This is a genomic window from Caulobacter sp. FV2ps19 (assembly GCF_058681035.1).
The window spans coordinates 2650483-2667615 of sequence record NZ_CM178729.1; the positions used below are offsets into that span (position 1 = coordinate 2650483).

At 66.1% G+C, this 17133-nt stretch carries 14 protein-coding genes and 1 pseudogene; 12 read left to right on the top strand and 3 right to left on the bottom strand.

Annotated features, from left to right (window positions below; genetic code table 11):
- The first annotated feature begins 124 nt into the window (after positions 1-124).
- From ACW18B_RS12525 to ssb, 6 genes are all read left to right on the top strand, one after another.
- Entirely contained in the window at positions 125-961 is an 837-nt protein-coding gene (locus ACW18B_RS12525) for a flagellin (protein WP_492051700.1), read from the top strand.
- A gap of 95 nt (positions 962-1056) precedes the next feature.
- Complete coding sequence (pseH, locus tag ACW18B_RS12530; protein WP_492047378.1) at positions 1057-1611, top strand: UDP-4-amino-4,6-dideoxy-N-acetyl-beta-L-altrosamine N-acetyltransferase; 555 nt, start codon at positions 1057-1059, stop codon at positions 1609-1611.
- Between the two features lie 78 nt (positions 1612-1689).
- Entirely contained in the window at positions 1690-4512 is a 2823-nt protein-coding gene (locus tag ACW18B_RS12535; RefSeq protein WP_492047379.1) for a hypothetical protein, read from the top strand.
- A gap of 58 nt (positions 4513-4570) precedes the next feature.
- Positions 4571-5251, top strand: coding sequence for a hypothetical protein (locus tag ACW18B_RS12540; protein WP_492047380.1), 681 nt, complete (start codon positions 4571-4573; stop codon positions 5249-5251).
- 13 nt (positions 5252-5264) lie between these two features.
- A complete protein-coding gene (locus ACW18B_RS12545) occupies positions 5265-5660 on the top strand; it encodes a hypothetical protein (RefSeq protein WP_492047381.1) in 396 nt (131 codons plus the stop codon).
- Between the two features lie 134 nt (positions 5661-5794).
- Positions 5795-6298: a single-stranded DNA-binding protein gene (gene ssb, locus ACW18B_RS12550; RefSeq protein WP_492051702.1), complete on the top strand. Its 504-nt coding sequence runs from the start codon at positions 5795-5797 to the stop codon at positions 6296-6298.
- Between the two features lie 98 nt (positions 6299-6396).
- Here the strand turns inward: ssb and bioD are convergent, their stop codons facing one another.
- On the bottom strand, positions 6397-7062 hold the full coding sequence (bioD, locus tag ACW18B_RS12555; protein WP_492047382.1) for a dethiobiotin synthase: 666 nt from the start codon (positions 7060-7062) through the stop codon (positions 6397-6399).
- Complete coding sequence (gene bioF / locus ACW18B_RS12560; protein ID WP_492047383.1) at positions 7059-8216, bottom strand: 8-amino-7-oxononanoate synthase; 1158 nt, start codon at positions 8214-8216, stop codon at positions 7059-7061. Before bioF ends, bioD begins: the two co-directional genes overlap by 4 nt.
- 90 nt (positions 8217-8306) lie before the next feature.
- Here bioF and ACW18B_RS12565 point away from each other — a divergent pair, with 90 nt between their 5' ends.
- Together ACW18B_RS12565 and ACW18B_RS12570 are read left to right on the top strand one after the other, a co-directional pair.
- On the top strand, positions 8307-9593 hold the full coding sequence (locus tag ACW18B_RS12565; protein ID WP_492047384.1) for an adenosylmethionine--8-amino-7-oxononanoate transaminase: 1287 nt from the start codon (positions 8307-8309) through the stop codon (positions 9591-9593).
- Positions 9590-10529, top strand: a pseudogene (locus tag ACW18B_RS12570) (DMT family transporter). Before ACW18B_RS12565 ends, ACW18B_RS12570 begins: the two are co-directional and overlap by 4 nt.
- Positions 10530-11310: 781 nt before the next feature.
- Here the strand turns inward: ACW18B_RS12570 and sodC are convergent.
- The gene (gene sodC, locus ACW18B_RS12575) at positions 11311-11847 is read right to left on the bottom strand and encodes a superoxide dismutase[Cu-Zn] (protein ID WP_492047385.1); all 537 of its coding nucleotides are present in this window, start codon (positions 11845-11847) and stop codon (positions 11311-11313) included.
- A 123-nt stretch (positions 11848-11970) separates the two neighbouring features.
- Between sodC and gyrA the strand changes: the two genes are divergently transcribed.
- The 4 genes from gyrA (at position 11971) to ACW18B_RS12595 (ending at position 17047) form a co-directional block, all read left to right on the top strand.
- Positions 11971-14733: a DNA gyrase subunit A gene (gene gyrA, locus ACW18B_RS12580; RefSeq protein WP_492047386.1), complete on the top strand. Its 2763-nt coding sequence runs from the start codon at positions 11971-11973 to the stop codon at positions 14731-14733.
- Between the two features lie 23 nt (positions 14734-14756).
- Positions 14757-15248 carry a pantetheine-phosphate adenylyltransferase gene (coaD, locus tag ACW18B_RS12585; protein WP_492047387.1) on the top strand — a complete coding sequence of 164 codons (492 nt, stop codon included), beginning with the start codon at positions 14757-14759 and terminating at the stop codon, positions 15246-15248.
- 111 nt (positions 15249-15359) lie between these two features.
- Entirely contained in the window at positions 15360-16190 is an 831-nt protein-coding gene (locus ACW18B_RS12590; RefSeq protein WP_492047388.1) for a peptidylprolyl isomerase, read from the top strand.
- Positions 16187-17047: a peptidylprolyl isomerase gene (locus ACW18B_RS12595; protein WP_492047389.1), complete on the top strand. Its 861-nt coding sequence runs from the start codon at positions 16187-16189 to the stop codon at positions 17045-17047. The genes ACW18B_RS12590 and ACW18B_RS12595 overlap by 4 nt, the downstream gene beginning before the upstream one ends.
- Positions 17048-17133: the final 86 nt, after the last annotated feature.

A 17133-nucleotide genomic window follows, 5' to 3' on the forward strand; every position in this document is an offset into this window, starting at 1 on the left:
GTTATGGTTTATTTCCGTTAACCATAACCTTACCTTCTGATCCTACGGTCGGCTCCGTGAGGGCTTGCTCGCTGTTAGCGCGCGCAAACCAAACCCGGAAAAAACTTCCGATCGGAGGCCGCCAATGTCGCTTAGCGTCAATACGAATCAGCCCGCGCTGATCGCCCTGCAGAACCTGAATCAGACCAACGATCAGATGCAGGGGGTCCAAACCCGCATCAATACGGGTCTTGCGGTCTCCAGCGCCAAGGACAATGCGGCCGTCTGGTCGATCGCTCAGGAACAGCGCGCGGACATGAACGCGCTGTCGGCGGTCAAGATGAGCCTGGACCGAGCGAGCTCGGTGGCGGATGTGGCCCTGGCCGCAGGCGAATCGATCTCAGACCTGCTGAGTTTGATGCGCGAAAAAGTTGTGGCGGCCAAGGATTCGTCGCTGACCACGAAGTCGCGCGAAGCCTTGAACTCGGACTTCCAGGGGCTGGTCAAGAACCTGTCGCAAGTGTTGTCGAGCGCCACCTTTGACGGCGCCAACCTGCTGAATGGCAGTCTCGTGGCCGACGTTTCCTTCCTGGCCGACTCCGACGGCGCCACGTCAATCACCCTCAATCTTCAGGATCTGTCGCTTGGCGGCACGATCAATACGCTGACGGCCACTGACGATATCCTCGACGTCACCAACGCCGCCAATGTTCTGACCCGGCTCGACTCGACGATGGGGGCGGTGAACCAGGCGGTCGGTAATATCGGCACCCAGGCCAAACAGATCGAAGCGCACCACACCTTTGTTTCCAAGCTCTCTGACGTGCTGGAAACCGGGGTGGGCAACCTTGTCGATGCGGACCTGGCCAAGGAAAGCGCCCGCCTGCAGGCCTTGCAGGTGAAGCAGCAGCTTGGCGCCCAGGCGCTGTCGATCGCCAATAGCGCGCCTCAGATCATTCTGAAGCTCTTTAACGGCGGCTAACGAGGCGTCGCGCGGTTGATCGCCGGGGGCCTAGGCTCGCCGCCTCGCGCGACTTAGACTTTACACCGACGGCGCATCAGGGGGAATCGGCGGGAATGATCGACCTTCGCGATTTGCGAGAAGACGACGAGGACGTGCTTTTTCAGTGGCGCTCTGAACCGGAAGTCGATCGCTGGATGTCGGACGCCGCCTTTCCCAGTCGCGAGGCCCACGCGGTTTGGTTTGAAAGCCTTCGCGCCGATCCGGACATGCGGGGCTGGATGATCACACGGGGAGGCGAGGCGGCGGGGCTTCTCACCCTCACCGGCCTTCTCAGTCATCACCGCCGAGCGAGCTGGAACTGGTTCCTGGGTTCAGCCGATGCGCGAGGTCGCGGTGTTGGTCGCGCCGCCCAGGTGCTTGGCCTGGATCGCGCCTTTTGCGAACTGGGGCTGCACAAGGTATTCGCCGAGGTCATGGCGGACAATGACGCGGCGCTGAAAGCGCAAGTCGCAACAGGTTTTCGGCGCGAGGGCTATCTTCGCGGTCATGTGCTCAAGAACGGAGAGCCCCGCGACGTTGTGATGTTGGGCATATTGGCTTCGGAGTGGAGCCAACTGCGCAAGGAAGCACGGCGCAGCCTGACAGAAGCAAGGCTAATCGCTGCGTAATCAAAGGTCTTAACGAATCTTCAGCCTTGTAGGCTCAAAAAGAGGCGGGGTGCGAAGTGTGTCCCGACGGAACTGACCGTGATCACTTTCGACACCAGTGTCCTGCTCGGTTACTATCAGGCTCGTACGGGCCAGTTTGATGCTGCGGCGACCACGGTGGCGACCTCGTCCTCCAAGTCCAAGGCCGTGGTGCCTAACGCGCCCTGGAACGCTGGCGCGCCGGAGCCCAGCGCTCTGGTCAAGTCGGCGTTGTCCGGTCACAAATTTATCGATGAAGCCGCCAATCAGACCAGCCTGAAGGGCGCCAGCAGCGACTATAAAAAGCTGTTCGCCACCTATCAGGCGCTCAATACGCTCTCTGCGATCGCCGCGCGATCATCCGAGAAGGGCGTCACCGATAGCGAGCTCAAGCGCTTGCAAACGGCGATGGCCAAGGGGTTGTCGGAAATCACGACCTATACCCAGAATCTCAAGCTCGAGCAGGGGCGACTGACGGCAGGCACGGTGATGACCACCGATAGGACCTCGGTCGGCGTCCCGAAGAACAATTACACCTACATCACCGATACGATCTACAGCGGCCAGTCCGATGATCCTGTGCCCAAGTTCCAGGGCAATGCGAGTTTCGACTTGGCGATCAAGAAATTCGGCGTGACGACAAACGTCAATATTGACCTGATCGATATGGGGGCCACGCCCAGGACGATGTCCAACGTAGTCAGCTTCATGAACGACAAACTCAAGGCTCAGGGTTTCGAGACCAGCTTCGCCGTCGAGCGAACGATTGGCGAAACCCGGACCGTCCAGGTCAATGGCCAGCCCGTCACGCTGCCGGCGACCGGGGATGATTTCGCCCTCCGCGTGAAGGGGGATTCGACTGAGAAGCTGACCTTCTCGGCCGCAACCACATCGCCGGCCGTCTACATCACGACAGCAGCGGGCGATCCCGACCCCGACAAAGATACCAAGACCGATGATGCGGTCATCGAAAATACCCTGACCAAATACAGCGCCGCCGGTGGGGGGCAGCCTGGTGGCAAGGTGTTTTCGGAAACGTTGCAGGGCACGATCTCGAGCGTGCGCAAGACCGTCACGGCAGCCGACGGCTCGATCTACATGCTGGCGGATGTCACCAAGGATGTCAGTGGGCAGGTCATCAAGGGCGATCAGGATGTCGCCCTGCTGAAATATGACTCGGCCGGGCATCTCCTTTATGCGCGCAGCCTGGGAGCCACAGATTCCGCCAGCGGCCTGAACCTCGCGGTCGCCAGTGACGGCAGTGTCGCGGTGGCGGGATCGGTGACCGGCCGCTTGGATGGCGCGGTCAATGGGCCGATCAATTCCGATGCGGATTCGGGAAAGACCGATAGTTTCGTCACCCGCTACGACGCCAAGGGCGACGAGCAATGGACGGTGCGTCGCGGCGGCATGCTGGAAGACGAGGCCACAGCCGTGGCGTTCGGATCCGACGGCGTTCTCTATGTCGGCGGGCGGTCCAAGTCCGACCTTCCCGGCTCGTCAACGATCGCCGGCGGGGAATATGATTCCTATCTGACGGCCTTCGCCACCGACGTGAACGGCACGCCAAAGGCGCTGTTCACCCAGAAGTTTGGCACGGCCGAGAACGACTCCGTTTCAGACATCGTGGTCAACGGTTCGCAGGTGATCGTCGGCGGCAAGGAAGGCGGCAACGCGGTCCTGCGCAGCTTTACGGTGGCGCCCACCGTCGTGACCGAGGACGCCACGTCGATGACCTCTGCGGGGGTTATGGTGACCACGCCGGTCACCTACACCAAGTCCGCGACGCTGACCGCTGGCGCCACCCGTAACCTTGGGTCGCTGCAGGGCGGCGACCTCGCGGGCCTCGCGATCGATGGCGGCCAACTCTATGTAGGTGGCTACACCTCAAACGGCGCTCTGAGCATTGGCAACGCCACCACGACCGCCTCGGGCGGATCGGACGGATTTGTCGGCCGCGTCGCGCTGGATCTGGCCGACACCAGCGCCGACACTCTGGCCTATTACGGCGGCGCGGGGAATGACACCGTGACCGGCATGGCGGTGGCCAACGGAGCGGCCTGGCTGGTCGGTTCGGCCGGCGACAATCTGGAAGGTCAGAGCACGGTCGGGGAGAAGGACGGCTATGTCGCCCAGATCGACGTCGCCACCGGCGCGGTCTCCTGGTCCCAGCGCCTGACCGGCAAGGATGGCTATGCGACCCCGACTTCGATTTCCGTCGACCAGGGGGGATCCAGTGGCCTTGACGCCTTTGGTTTGCCCAAGGGCGTCATGGATTTCACGCAGTCCGAACGTCTTGTCTCAGCGACAGCCGCTCGAGCGGGCGACACGTTCCAGATCCGCACCCGCGAGCGCGGGACCCTGACCACGATCAAGATCGAGGCCAACGATACGCTGGAAACCCTGGCCGACAAGATCAAGCGCGCGTCGGGTTTCCGCGCCAAGGTCGAACTGGCCAGCGACGGCAATGCGCGCAAGCTCAAGATCAGCCCTGCCTACGCCACCTCAACGATCGAAATCCTGGCAGGCAAGGGCGGCACCGACGTGCTGCAGGCTCTGGGGCTGGCCTCTGGGGTCATTCGCGGCACAAAGGTCGAGAGCGGTAAAACCGTTTCAGCTGACGGCGGCGGCCCGGTCTTTGGGCTGCAGCTTCCCCCGGAGGTCGACCTGACCACCGAGGCGGGACGCAAGGCGGCCTCTGCGGCGATCACCAAGTCCATGTCGGCGGTGCGCACGGCTTATCGCGAGTTTGCCGATCTCGCTATGGGCATCGATAGCAGCGCGGCCAGCACGTCGGGCAAGACGGGAGGCACTGTGCCGACCTATCTGACCAACCAGATCGCCAACTATCAGGCCGCGCTGAACCGTCTCACCGGCGGATAGTCGCACTCCTGCGCTAGAGGTGCTTGAAAGCGCCATCTTCGCGTCGTAGCCAGTACTCATGGAATTTCTGAAAGACCGGCGCATCATTCTTGCGGGCGGCGCGGCGCTCGCGCTCGTGGCTGGCCTCGTCATCGCGATCCTGCTGCTGGGCGGCAAGAGCAAGCAAGCCGAGCCGCCGCCGGCCTCGCGCGCTGGGCTGATCGTCGAGACCGGGCGGGCCGACGACACCAAGCTCGATCCCGCTCGACCCCTGCGGTGCTTCGTGGGCGGTCAGTTCGCGGGCGAGACGACCCTGGCGGTCTGCGCCCAGAAAAATGGCGTCGCCACCGGCGCCCTGGACGTCGGTGTGGACGAGACGGGCGCCCTGGCGGCTGCGGACGAGGCGGGCACGGTGCTGACGCCGTTGCCGCCGCCCGCCGTCGTGGCGCCTGCGCCTTCGGTTGTCGCGCCAAGTCCTGCGACGTCGCCTGCCGTGCCTGTTTCCACTACGCCGTTGGCCGTGTGCTGGCGTTATTCCGGCGCCGAATGGCGGCGTCTGCCGGGCGAAATCACCCTGAACGCCTGCGCCCAGACCCTGTTCGGAGGGCGTTGCGAGCGCGCTGGCGGAGCCACCTATGGTCGTTGGGGTGAGGAAACCCTGCGATTGGTTCCCGGGCGCGTCGAAGCGTCTTCCGATAACCGTTCCTTCCACACCGTCATCGACCAGGGACCGAACTGCTCGATCCCGGTCGCCGGCTAAGGCGAGTTCCCCCATGCGCCGTTCGCTCTTGATCACCATCGCCGTCGCCGCCGCGGGTCTGGGCCTGTCCGGCTGCGAAAAGCAGATCAAGGCCCCGTTTGAACAGGGGGTCTGCTTTCAGGTCGCGACCAACAAGGACAAGACCCTGCGCTTCAATCCCGTGGAGCGAAATGTCCAGACCATGGAACAGTGCGCGGCGATCCTGGAGGGGGTTCGTCTTCGGTTCATTCGGCTGGGCAGCCCCAGCCGCACCCTGACCGGGGCCTATCAGGGCAGCTTCATCTTCGTGGAAAAGGAAGGGATCTATTTGGGTCAGACCTATGACGGCGCGCGCTTCATGTCTCTGGTTCGCACCGGCGATGGTCGTCTGGCCGTTCCGGGCGCCGTGCGGCAGGTTCCGGCGCAATAGAACGTCGGTCCGCGACAATCGCCCTCGGTCCACAGGAACGTATTGAGAACAAAATTGCGTTGACCGCGACGCTCCGTTAACGTCTTGATCAGATTCCGGCGCAAGGGTCGCCGGGCGTGAACAAGGTCGAAACGATGGCGGGCAGCGTCAATAAGGTCATTCTGGTGGGCAATCTCGGGGCCGATCCCGAAATCCGCAGCCTCAGCTCCGGTGACCGCGTCGCCAATCTGCGCCTGGCGACCTCTGAAACCTGGCGCGACCGCACCTCGGGCGAGCGTAAGGAAAAGACCGAATGGCACCGGGTCGTGATCTTCAACGACAATCTGGTGAAGGTGGCCGAGCAATATCTGCGCAAGGGCTCCACGGTCTATATCGAAGGGGCGATCCAGACCCGCAAATGGACCGATAACACCGGCGCCGAAAAGTACTCCACCGAGATCGTGCTGCAGAAGTTCCGCGGCGAACTGACCATGCTGGGCGGTCGCGGCGACGGCGCGGGCGCATCGTCCGGCGGTGACGACGGCTATTCCAGCGGCGGGGGTGGCGGCGGCTTTGGCGGCGGCGGCGCGCCGCGCAGCCAGCCCAGCGGCCCGCGCGAGAGCTTCTCGGCCGATCTGGACGACGAGATCCCGTTCTAGGTCTAGCTTTAGATCTGTATTCAACAGCAGGCGGTCAGGTCCTCTGGATCTGGCCGTTTTGCGTTGCGGCGGTGGGGCGGCGGACAGGGTCTGGTCGGCTATCGCGGTTTCAGAACCAGATCCGCCAGCGCATCCGCATTCCAGGTCGGGGCGCGGGGGGCCAGGATCAGCGAGGCTCCGGTCTCGAACCCGCGCAGCATGTCGGCTGTCTGGACCAGCTCCGGCGCCGCCAGACTCTCGCTCATGACGAGGGCGGCGACGGTGAGGCCGCGCGCCCGGATCACCTCCAGAGCGGTGAGCACATGGCTGACCGTGCCCAGATAGGATCCCGCCACCAGAAGGATCGGCAGATTGAGCGCCGCCATCAGGTCCAGATTGGTGGTCGAGTCGGTCAGCGGCGACATCACCCCGCCCGCGCCTTCGATCAGCAGCAGGTCGCGATCGGGTCGTGAGAGGCGAAGCGCGCAGTCGGCAATCAGATCCTCCAGGCTCAGGGTGTCGCCTTCCATCCGGGCGGCCAGATGTGGGGCCAAAGGCGCGCCGTAGCGGCGCGGCGAAATGCGGGCCACGGCGTCAGGGTCTCCCAGGGCCCGGGCCAGGCGTCCCGGATCACTGGTGTCCGGGGCGGCGGGATCAAAGCCGCTGACCACCGGCTTGAAGGCGTCAACGCTCAGACCTCGCGCCCTTGCCGCCTGGATCAAAGCGCAGGCGACATGGGTCTTGCCGATGTCGGTGCCGGTCCCGGCGATGAAGAGGCTCTTCATGCGGTCTGATCCTGGCGAAGGTCCGCCACCTGTTCCGCCAGTCGCGCCACATCGGTCTCGGTATGGGCGGCGCTGAAGGCGATGCGCAGGCGGGCCGTGCCGTCGGGCACGGTCGGCGGACGGATGGCGACGACCAGGAAGCCCTCGGCCTCAAGCCGCGCCGAAGCGGCGAGAGCCGCCTCCGCCGAGCCGATGATCACGGGCACGATCGGGCTCTGGGCCGGCGGCAGATCCAGGGCGGCGGTGAAGGCGCGGGCTCTGGCCAGGGGCAGGGCGGTGAGGGGCGGCTGGCTTTCGATGATGTCCAGGGCGGCCAGGGCGGCGGCGGCCGAGGCCGGCGGCAGGCCGGTGGCGTAGATCACCGTGCGGGCCCGGGTCTTCAGCAGGTCGATCACCGCCTGCGAGCCGCAGACATAGCCGCCGTAGGATCCCAGCGCCTTGGACAGGGTGCCCATCTGCAGCGGGATGTCAGCGGCCGGGAACAGCGCCGCCGAGCCGCGTCCCTCGGCCAGGACGCCGACGCCGTGGGCGTCGTCCGACAGCAGCCAGGCGTCGTGGGCGGCGCAAAGGGCCGACAGCTGATCCAGAGGGGCGATGTCGCCGTCCATCGAGAACACGCCGTCGGTGGCGACCAGGACGTGACGGGCGCCGGCCCGTTCGGCCTTCAAAAGGCGCTCCAGATCGGCGACGTCATTGTGCCTGAAGGCGATCGTCCGGGCGCCCGACAGCTTGGCCCCGGCCCACAGGCAGGCATGGGCCAGCGCGTCGATCAGGATCAGATCGCCGGGCCCGACGAAGGTGGGAATGACTCCCAGATTGGCCAGATAACCCGAGCCAAAGACGCAGGCGGCCTGGGTTCCCTTCAGCCGCGCCAGGCGCTTTTCGAGGTCGCCCAGCAGAGGATGATCGCCGGTGACCAGCCGCGAGGCGGCCGCGCCGGCCCCGTAGTTCAGCGCCGCCTCGGCGGCGGCGGCGCGGACGGCCGGGTGATGCGACAGGTTCAGATAGTCGTTGCAGGAGAACGAGATCAGCCGCCGGCCGTCGCGCTCGACGATCGCGCCGTCCAGCCGGCGGGTCGGTTTCAGGGTGCGGCGCAGGCGCTTGGCGTCCAGGGCGGTCAGCTTGTCTCCGGCGAAGGCGTCGAGGCTCTGCATGCTGTTTCCCGTTTGCGAAGGCAGGGCGCAGGGCATAGGCAAGGCGCCCTCCCATGGCAACGAAAAGGGAGGCGCAACGCAGGATCGTCCATGACCCCCGAATGGCTCAATGAAGGCGCGGCCCATGTCTGGCGACCCTATTGCCAGATGCAGACCGCGCGGCCGCCCTTGCCGGTGGTCGCCACGCGGGGCTCGCGGCTGGTGCTGGCTGACGGGCGCGAGCTGGTCGACGGCCTGGCCTCGTGGTGGACCGCCTGTCACGGCTACAATCATCCGCATATCGCCCAGGCCCTGCGCGACCAGATCGAGCGGATGCCGCATGTGATGTTCGGCGGGCTGGCCCATGAGCCGGCCTATCGCCTGGCCAAACGGCTGGCCGACCTGCTGCCCGGCGATCTGAACCATGCCTTCTTCGCCGAGTCCGGTTCGGTGGCGGTCGAGATCGCCATGAAGATGGCCCTGCAGTTCCACATCAATCGCGGCGAGGTCGGGCGGACGCGGTTCCTGTCGTTCCGGGGCGGCTATCATGGCGACACCCTGGCCACGATGACGGTCTGTGATCCGGAGGAGGGCATGCACAGTCTGTTCTCGGGCGTCATGCCGGCCCAGGTGATCGCCGACCTGCCCAGAGACGCGCGGGGCGACGCCGACGGCGAGCTCGCGCTGGACGCCTTGCTGAGCGAGCGGGGCGGGGAGATCGCCGCCATCCTGGTCGAGCCCCTGGTGCAGGGCGCGGGCGGCATGCTGCTGCACGGGCCCGACACCCTGCGGGCCCTGAGGCGACTCGCCGACAAGCATGGCGTGCTGCTGATCTTCGACGAGATCTTCACGGGCTTTGGCCGCACCGGCACGCTGTTCGCCATGCAGGCGGCGGGCATCGAGCCCGATATCGTCACCCTGTCCAAGGCCCTGACCGGCGGGACACTGCCGTTGTCGGCGGCGGTGGCCTCGACCCGGGTGTTCGAGGCCTTCCTGTCGGATGATCCCGAGGCCGCCCTGATGCATGGCCCGACCTACATGGCCAATCCTCTGGCCTGCGCGGCGGCCAACGCCTCGCTGGACCTGTTCGAGGACGGAGCCTGGCGGTCCGATGTGGCGCGGGTCTCGGCCGCTCTGGCCGAGGGGCTGGAGCCGTGTCGCGCCGCGCCGGGCGTCGTTGATGTGCGGGTCCTTGGCGCGATCGGGGTCGTCGAGTTCGACGCACCCGTCGCGGTGAGCGACCTGTGCGCCCGGTTCGCGGAGGCGGGCGTCTGGATCCGGCCGATGGGCAAGGTCGTCTATCTGACCCCGGCCTTCACGACGCCGGACACCGATCTGGCCCTGCTGACCGGCGCGGTGCGCCGCGTGATCTGCGCCGATCAATCGCCTCCAGATTGACCCCAGCCGCGCGGTCTGGTCCAAGCGGTCATGCCCGCCAATTCGCCCCTGTCTGGTCTTGAGCGCCTCGCCATCCTGGCGATCATCCTGACCTGGGGTCTGAACAACGCCGCCGCCAAGGTGGCCACGGCGCACCTGCCGCCGATCCTGGTGGGCGGGATGCGGTTTGCCCTGGCCCTGGTGTTTCTGGCGGCGTTCGTCCGGCCGCCGTTCCCGGAACCCAGGAAGCTGGCGGCGATCATCCTGCTGTCGGGGCCGATCCATTTTGGCCTGATCTATTCGGCCTTTGGTCTGGCCAAGTCGCTGAGCCCGCTGGTCGTCGCCAGCCAGCTGTGGATCCCGTTCACCGCCATTGCCGCCTGGAAGCTGCTGGGCGAGTCCATGCGTCCGCCGGCGGTGATCGGCCTGGTCATCGCCTTTGTCGGCGTGGCCTGGATGAGCCTGGATCCGCACGGCGCTGGCGATCTGCCGGCCCTGGTGCTGGTGGTGCTGGCCTGCGCCTGCTGGGCGGTGGCGACGGTGCTGGTGCGCATGACGCCGGGGGTCAAGCCGCTGAAGATGCAGGGGATGACCGCCATCGTCGCCGCCCCCAGCCTGATCGCCCTGTCCTTCGCCGTCGAGCCCCGGATCGTCGAGCGGGTGACGACCGCGCCGCCCCTGGCCTGGGCCTGCGTCGCCTTCGCCGGCGTGGTCTCGACCATCGGGGCCAGCGCCTTGCTGTTCTGGCTGGTCCAGCGGCGCGAGGCGGGCCGGGTGACGCCGTATTTCCTGCTCACGCCTCTGGTCTCCTGCACGATCGGCATCGCCTTCATGGGCGACCGCCTGACCCCGCAACTGCTGATCGGCGGGGGCGCGACCCTGGTCGGCGTGGCCCTGGTGGCCCTGACCGAAAAGCGCGCCGTCAAGGCGCAGGCCATGGCGGCCGAGACGGTTTAGGTCGACTCCCGTCCCGTCGGCGGATGGGGGAAGGGAGAAGACAAGACTTCGCCGCCTCACGCGGATCACCGCTGAAGGGATGGGAAGGGCTGCGGAGCGTCCGGGCCTCGCCCGGAATATTGAGTTTTAAGTACCGTTTCGACGAAGACGAACGCTCCGCGTAGCCGTTATTCGGGAGCATCGCCGGGATTGGCGGGGTTTTAGCCCGCTCCGGTAGCTAGGCCCCCGACGGGTGGAGGGGATGGCGACCCCGTCCAGACCGCATGAGCGATTTCAGCCCATGCCTGTTGCGCGTCATCGGGCGTCGGCGAAGGGTGCTCTCGGCGGTCCGGGCCTGGCCTCAACACGGGACGGTCCTCGAGGGGTGTCCACGCTCAGCCAGACCCCGCCGGGCCTTCGACGACGGCCGACGGGCGCTACCCGTTCGACCACCCCTGCCAGTCGCAACGGTCGCCGTACGTGCGCCCTTCCCGTGCTGTCAGGTGAGATTGATTATGCGGGCGGTTTGAACGCCGGGGATAAGTTTGCGCGAGAAAGTTTTAGAGCGTTGATTGGGTTAGGGTTTGATCCGGAATCGACGGGGATAGAGGGCCGCCAATGCCCGTTCTGCCGTAACCCCTCACCCTCCCACCGCTCCGCGGCGGGCTCCTCCCTCTCCCTTTGGAAGAGGGACTAAGAGTCTGCTCAGCGTCGCAACCTGCCCCCGACGTCAAAGCCTAACTTTGGGATCGCACGACGCCTGGCCGCAGGCCCCGCCGCGAACGGCGGGGCCCTGTCGCGCTTACTTCACCACGCCGCAGGCCACCCGGGCGCCGGCCCCGCCGATGGGCTGGGTCATGTAGTCGTCGGGGCTGGCATGGACGACGACGGCCGAGCCGTCGGCGTCCAGCAGGGCCGGGCGGCCGCCGGCGCCGTGCAGCGACACCAGGGTGGAGAAGAGTTCGGCCGTGGCCGTGCCATCAGCGCCGGCGAAGATGTTGGGCAGGTCGCCATTGTCATTGCCGTCAGGATTGAGCAGGCCGTGGACGACATTGGCCGTGGTGTGGACGTGGCTGCCGGCCGATTTGAAGTCCGGCGCGCCGCAGTCGCCCTTCTCGTGGAAGTGGGCGCCATGCCAGCCGGGCGTCAGCCCTTTGAGCTCAAGGCGCAGCAAAACGCCGTGCGGGGCCTCGGTCAGGGTGAGGGTTCCGGCGTCCTTGCCGTCGCCGGCTTTCATGGCGACCGTTGCGGTCGGGCTGTCGGCGGCCAGGACGGGCAGGGCGGCGAAACCGGTCAGGGACGTGATCAAGCAGGCCGTCGCGACGAGGGAGGAGCGCATGGGAAATCCTTCAAAAACAAACGGGCAAGAGCCGGGCCCGCCCCGGAAAGGTGGCGTCGGCCTTAGGGGAATGCTAACAGTTAAAGACAGTTCCGTGTTCGATTCTGACGGCGAAAAATCCCCTTGAGCGACGATCAAATGACTACCCCTCCCGAAGGGCCGCGAGGGGATATCGCCCCGATCTTCATTGAGGACGAACTGCGTCGTTCGTATCTCGACTACGCGATGAGCGTGATCGTCAGCCGCGCCCTGCCGGACGCGCGCGACGGCCTCAAGCCCGTTCACCGCCGCGTGCTGTTTTCGATGCACGAACAAGGCCATACGCCGGATCGCTCCTATGTGAAGTCGGCCCGCGTGGTCGGTGACGTGATGGGTAAATACCATCCGCACGGCGACTCCTCGATCTATTTCACCCTGGTGCGGATGACCCAGCCGTTCTCGATGGGGCTGATCCTCATCGACGGTCAGGGCAATTTCGGCTCGGTCGACGGCGATATGCCCGCCGCCATGCGTTACACCGAGTGCCGGATGGCGCCGCCGGCCCTGGCCCTGCTGGCGGACCTCGACAAGGATACGGTCGACTTCCAGGACAATTATGACGGCAAGGAGCAGGAACCCTCGGTCCTGCCGTCTCGGATCCCCAATCTTCTGGTCAATGGCGCGGGCGGCATCGCCGTCGGCATGGCCACCAATATCCCGCCGCACAATCTGGGTGAAGTGATCGACGCCTGTCTGGCGATGATCGACGATCCCGACGTCAGCGTCGAAACCCTGCTGGACCTGGTGCCCGGCCCCGACTTCCCGACCGGCGGCGAGATCATTGGCCGCAGCGGTCCGCGCCAGGCGCTGATGACCGGCCGCGGCTCGGTGATCATGCGCGGCCTGGCCTCGGTGGAGGAGATCCGCGCCGGGCGCGAGGCGATCATCGTCACCGCCATCCCCTATCAGGTGAACAAGGCCAATCTGGTCGAGCACATCGCCGAGCTGGTGCGCGACAAGAAGATCGAGGGCGTCAGCGACATCCGCGACGAGTCCAACCGCGACGGCATGCGCATCGTGGTCGAGCTGAAGCGCGACGCCTCGGGCGACGTGATTCTCAACCAGCTGTATCGCTTCACGGCCCTGCAGAGCTCGTTCGGCGTCAATATGCTGGCCCTCAACCGCCGCCGGCCCGAGCAGATGGGTCTGCACCAGCTGATCAAGATCTTCGTCGATTTCCGCGAGGAAGTCGTCGTGCGGCGGACCAAGTTCGACCTGGGCAAGGCGCGCGATCGCGGCCACGTGTTGGTCGGCCTGACCATCGCCGTCGCCAATATCGACGAGTTCATCCACATCATCCGCTCGTCCAAGGACCCGGCCGAGGCGCGCGAGCGTCTGGTGGCCAAGTCCTGGCCGGCCGGCGACATGCTGCCGCTGGTTGAGCTGATCGCCGATCCGCGCACCCTGCAGGAAGACGGCGGCCTGATCCGCCTGACCGACGAGCAGGCCCGCGCCATTCTGGCCCTGACCCTGTCGCGTCTGACCGGCCTGGGCCGTGAGGAAATCGGCAACGAGGCGACCGCCCTGGCCGAGGCCATCCGCGGCTTCCTGGAACTGCTGTCGGACCGCGCCAACATCATGGCCGTGGTCCGCGAGGAACTGGTTGAGGTGCGCGACAAGTTCGCCGTGCCGCGCCGCTGCCAGATCGTCGACGGCGACGCCGACGTGGAAGATGAAGACCTGATCGTCCGCGAGGACATGGTCATCACCGTGACCATGGGCGGCTATGTGAAGCGCACGCCGCTGGCCAATTACCGCACCCAGCACCGGGGCGGCAAAGGCAAGTCGGGCATGGCCACCAAGACCGAGGACGCGGTCACCCGCGTGTTCTCGGCTTCGACCCACGCGCCGCTGCTGTTCTTCACCTCGGGCGGCAAGGTCTACAAGCTCAAGGTCTGGAGGCTGCCGCTGGGCGCCGCCAATTCGCGCGGCAAGGCCTTCGTCAACCTGCTGCCGATCGAGCCGGGCGAGACCATCACCTCGATCCTGGCCCTGCCCGAGGACGAGGCGACCTGGGATCGGCTGGACGTGATGTTCGCCACCCGCTCGGGCAGCGTGCGCCGCAACAAGCTGAGCGACTTCGTCGACGTGCGCCGCAACGGCAAGATCGCCATGAAGCTCGATGAGGGCGACGGCATTGTCGGCGTCGGCGTCTGCGGGACCGAGAACGACATCCTGCTGACCACGTCGGTGGGCCGCTGCATCCGCTTCTCGGCCGACGAGGTGCGGGTGTTCGCCAGCCGTGACTCGACCGGTGTGCGCGGTGTGAAGCTGGCCGAGGGCGATGAAGTCATCAACATGGCCATCCTGCGCGGCGTCGACGCCACGCCGGCCGAGCGCGCCGCCTATCTGAAGCACGCCCGCGCCATGCTGCGCGCGGCCGGCGAAGAGGGCGACGACGCCCCGGCGCCGGAAGAGGCCGACGAGGAGCTCGACGAAACCAGCCTGACGCCGGAGCGCATCGCCGAACTGGGCGCGGCCGAGGAGTTCATCCTCACCGTGTCGTCGGAAGGCTTCGGCAAGCGCACCAGCGCCTATGACTATCGCCGCACCGGCCGGGGCGGGCAGGGGCTGACGGCCCAGGACCTGAGCAAGCGCGGCGGCCGTCTGGCGGCTTCGTTCCCGGTCGACGACAGCGACGAAATCCTGTTGGTGACAGACGCCGGACAATTGATACGGTGCCCCGTTTCGCAAATTCGTGTTGCAGCGCGGAATACTCAGGGCGTAACCGTCTTCCGCACCGCGAAGGACGAGCACGTCGTCAGCGTGGAGCGGCTGGCTGACGCCGGCGGCGACGACAACGACAATGATCAAGGCGACGTAAGCGGGGCGGACGAGACCCTGTAGGCGCAACCAACGCAGGGGGTTTCATGAGGGTCGGGCTTTATCCCGGAACGTTTGATCCGGTCACCAACGGCCATCTCGACATCATCGGTCGGGCCGTGAAGCTGGTCGACAAGCTGGTGATCGGCGTGGCGGTCAATATCGGCAAGGGGCCGCTGTTCACGCTGGAAGAGCGTGTCGCGATCCTGGAGCGGGAAACCGCGCACCTGTCGAAGGTAGCCGTGATCGAGGTGCGGCCGTTCAATACCCTGCTGATGCATTTCGCCCGCGAGGTCGGGGCCCAGATGATCGTGCGCGGCCTGCGGGCCGTGGCCGACTTCGAATACGAGTTCCAGATGACGGCCATGAACCAGCAGCTGGATCGCGAGATCGAGACGGTGTTCCTGATGGCCGATCCGCGTCACCAGGCCATCGCCTCGCGGCTGGTCAAGGAAATCGCGGCCCTGGGCGGCGATATCTCCAAGTTCGTGCCGCCGGCTGTGGGCGAACAGCTGGTGGCCAAGCTTCACAAGGTCTGAAACCGTGGAACTGCCGTGAAGTGGCCGGAATCTTAGGCTTCAACACGGCGGTCTTGTCGCGAGGGGCGGCGTTGGTCTAGGGCTTGCCTGCCTTTCTGTTCGGGGATTTTCATGAAGTTTGCGTCTTCCGCCATCGTTGTGGCGCTGCTGGCGACGAGCGCCGTCGCCCAGCCTGCATCGAGTCCGTCGTCTGACTGGCGCACGCCCGATCCGCAGAATGTGCTGGTGGTCGAGACCAACAAGGGCCGGATCATCGCCGAGCTCAATCCCGAGGTCGCCCCCGCCCATGTCGCGCGCATCCGCGAGCTGACCCAGGCCGGTTTCTATGACGGCCTGACCTTCTTCCGCGTCGTCGACGCCTTCATGGCCCAGACCGGCGATCCGCAGAACACCGGAACCGGCGGCTCGGACAAGCCTGACCTGCAGGGCGAATTCACCTTCCGCCGCGGGGCCGACCTGCCCCTGGCGGCGCCGGGCAAGGCGGGCAGCAACGAGACGGGCTTCCTGGGCGCCTTGCCGGTGACCAGCCAGCCCGCCGCCCTGGCGGTGATGACCGCTGATCGCAAGGTGGCGACCTGGGGCAATTTCTGTCCGGGCGTCCTGGGCATGGCCCGGGCCGGCGACCCCAACAGCGCCAACAGCCAGTTCTACTTCATGCGCCAGACCTATCCGTCGCTGGACAAGGTCTACACCGCCTTCGGACGCACCCTGTCGGGCCTGGATGTGGTGCGGTCGATCAAGGCCGGCGAGCCTGTGCCTGATCCGCAGGACAAGATGATCAGCGTCCGGCTGCTGGCCGACCTGCCGGCCGACAAGCGGCCCTCGATTCAGGTCATGGACACCCGCGGTCCGGCCTTCGCCGCCCTGGTCGCCAAGCGCCGCGCCGAGGTGGGGCCCAGCTTCACCAATTGCGACATCGACATCCCGGTGAAGGTCAAATGAAGCCCACGCCCGCCGTCGTCCTGGGCCTGAGCCTGGCCGTTCTGGCCGGGCCGGCGTTCGCCGCCGCCAAGTCCAAGGCAGGCCAGGCAGCCGGGCCGACGGCGGCCGATTGGCGGGTCCCGGACCCCGACACCGTCATGGTCATCGACACCAACAAGGGTCGGGTGATCGTCGAACTGGCGCCGCAGGTCGCGCCCGGCCACGTCGCGCAGATCCGCGATCTGACCCGCGCCGGTCTCTATGACGGCCGAAGCTTCTTTCGGGTGATTGACCGGTTCATGGCCCAGACCGGCGATCCGCTCGACACCGGAGAGGGCAATACCGACCGGCCCAACCTCAAGGCCGAGTTCACCTTCCGGCGCGGAGCCGACAGCGGCTTCACCCCCGCCGCGGCGCCGGCGGGCCTGGAGGTCGGATTGCTGGGATCATTGCCGGTCGTCAGCCAGCACTGGAGCTGGCACGACGTCACCGCCGACGGCAAGGTCTCGGCCTGGGGAACCTATTGCCCCGGCGTGGTCGGCATGGCCCGCGACGACGACAACAATTCGGCCAACAGCCAGTTCTTCCTGATGCGCCAGCCCTATCCCTCGCTCGACAAGCGCTACACCGCCTTTGGCCGGGTGATCAGCGGGCTGGAGGTCGTGCGATCCATCAAGACCGGGGAGCCGGTCGCCGCGCCGCAGGACCGGATGGAAAAGGTTCGGATGCTGTCGGATATCCCCGCGCCCGAGCGGCCGAGCCTTCGCGTGATCAATACCCATGGGGCCTGGTTCGCGGGTGAGATCAAACGCAACCGGGCGAAAAAGGGGGCGGATTTTTCCGTCTGTGACCTGAAGGTTCCCGTCGATATCCGTTAGCCCCTGCGCTTTTAGGTCGCAGATGGTTCACAGCATGGGGAAAAGCGCGCTAGAAGCGCCATCACCATTCGACGCCTCATTTTTCG

What these genes read in the sequence shown, in the direction of transcription:
- sodC (WP_492047385.1), bottom strand. Translation starts at nt 11,847, where the DNA reads ATGCGCTCCTCCCTCGTCGCGACGGCCTGCTTGATCACGTCCCTGACC.
- ACW18B_RS12525 (WP_492051700.1), top strand. Translation starts at nt 125, where the DNA reads ATGTCGCTTAGCGTCAATACGAATCAGCCCGCGCTGATCGCCCTGCAG.
- coaD (WP_492047387.1), top strand. Translation starts at nt 14,757, where the DNA reads ATGAGGGTCGGGCTTTATCCCGGAACGTTTGATCCGGTCACCAACGGC.
- bioF (WP_492047383.1), bottom strand. Translation starts at nt 8,216, where the DNA reads ATGCAGAGCCTCGACGCCTTCGCCGGAGACAAGCTGACCGCCCTGGAC.
- bioD (WP_492047382.1), bottom strand. Translation starts at nt 7,062, where the DNA reads ATGAAGAGCCTCTTCATCGCCGGGACCGGCACCGACATCGGCAAGACC.
- ACW18B_RS12595 (WP_492047389.1), top strand. Translation starts at nt 16,187, where the DNA reads ATGAAGCCCACGCCCGCCGTCGTCCTGGGCCTGAGCCTGGCCGTTCTG.
- ACW18B_RS12545 (WP_492047381.1), top strand. Translation starts at nt 5,265, where the DNA reads ATGCGCCGTTCGCTCTTGATCACCATCGCCGTCGCCGCCGCGGGTCTG.
- ACW18B_RS12590 (WP_492047388.1), top strand. Translation starts at nt 15,360, where the DNA reads ATGAAGTTTGCGTCTTCCGCCATCGTTGTGGCGCTGCTGGCGACGAGC.
- ssb (WP_492051702.1), top strand. Translation starts at nt 5,795, where the DNA reads ATGGCGGGCAGCGTCAATAAGGTCATTCTGGTGGGCAATCTCGGGGCC.
- ACW18B_RS12565 (WP_492047384.1), top strand. Translation starts at nt 8,307, where the DNA reads ATGACCCCCGAATGGCTCAATGAAGGCGCGGCCCATGTCTGGCGACCC.
- ACW18B_RS12540 (WP_492047380.1), top strand. Translation starts at nt 4,571, where the DNA reads ATGGAATTTCTGAAAGACCGGCGCATCATTCTTGCGGGCGGCGCGGCG.
- pseH (WP_492047378.1), top strand. Translation starts at nt 1,057, where the DNA reads ATGATCGACCTTCGCGATTTGCGAGAAGACGACGAGGACGTGCTTTTT.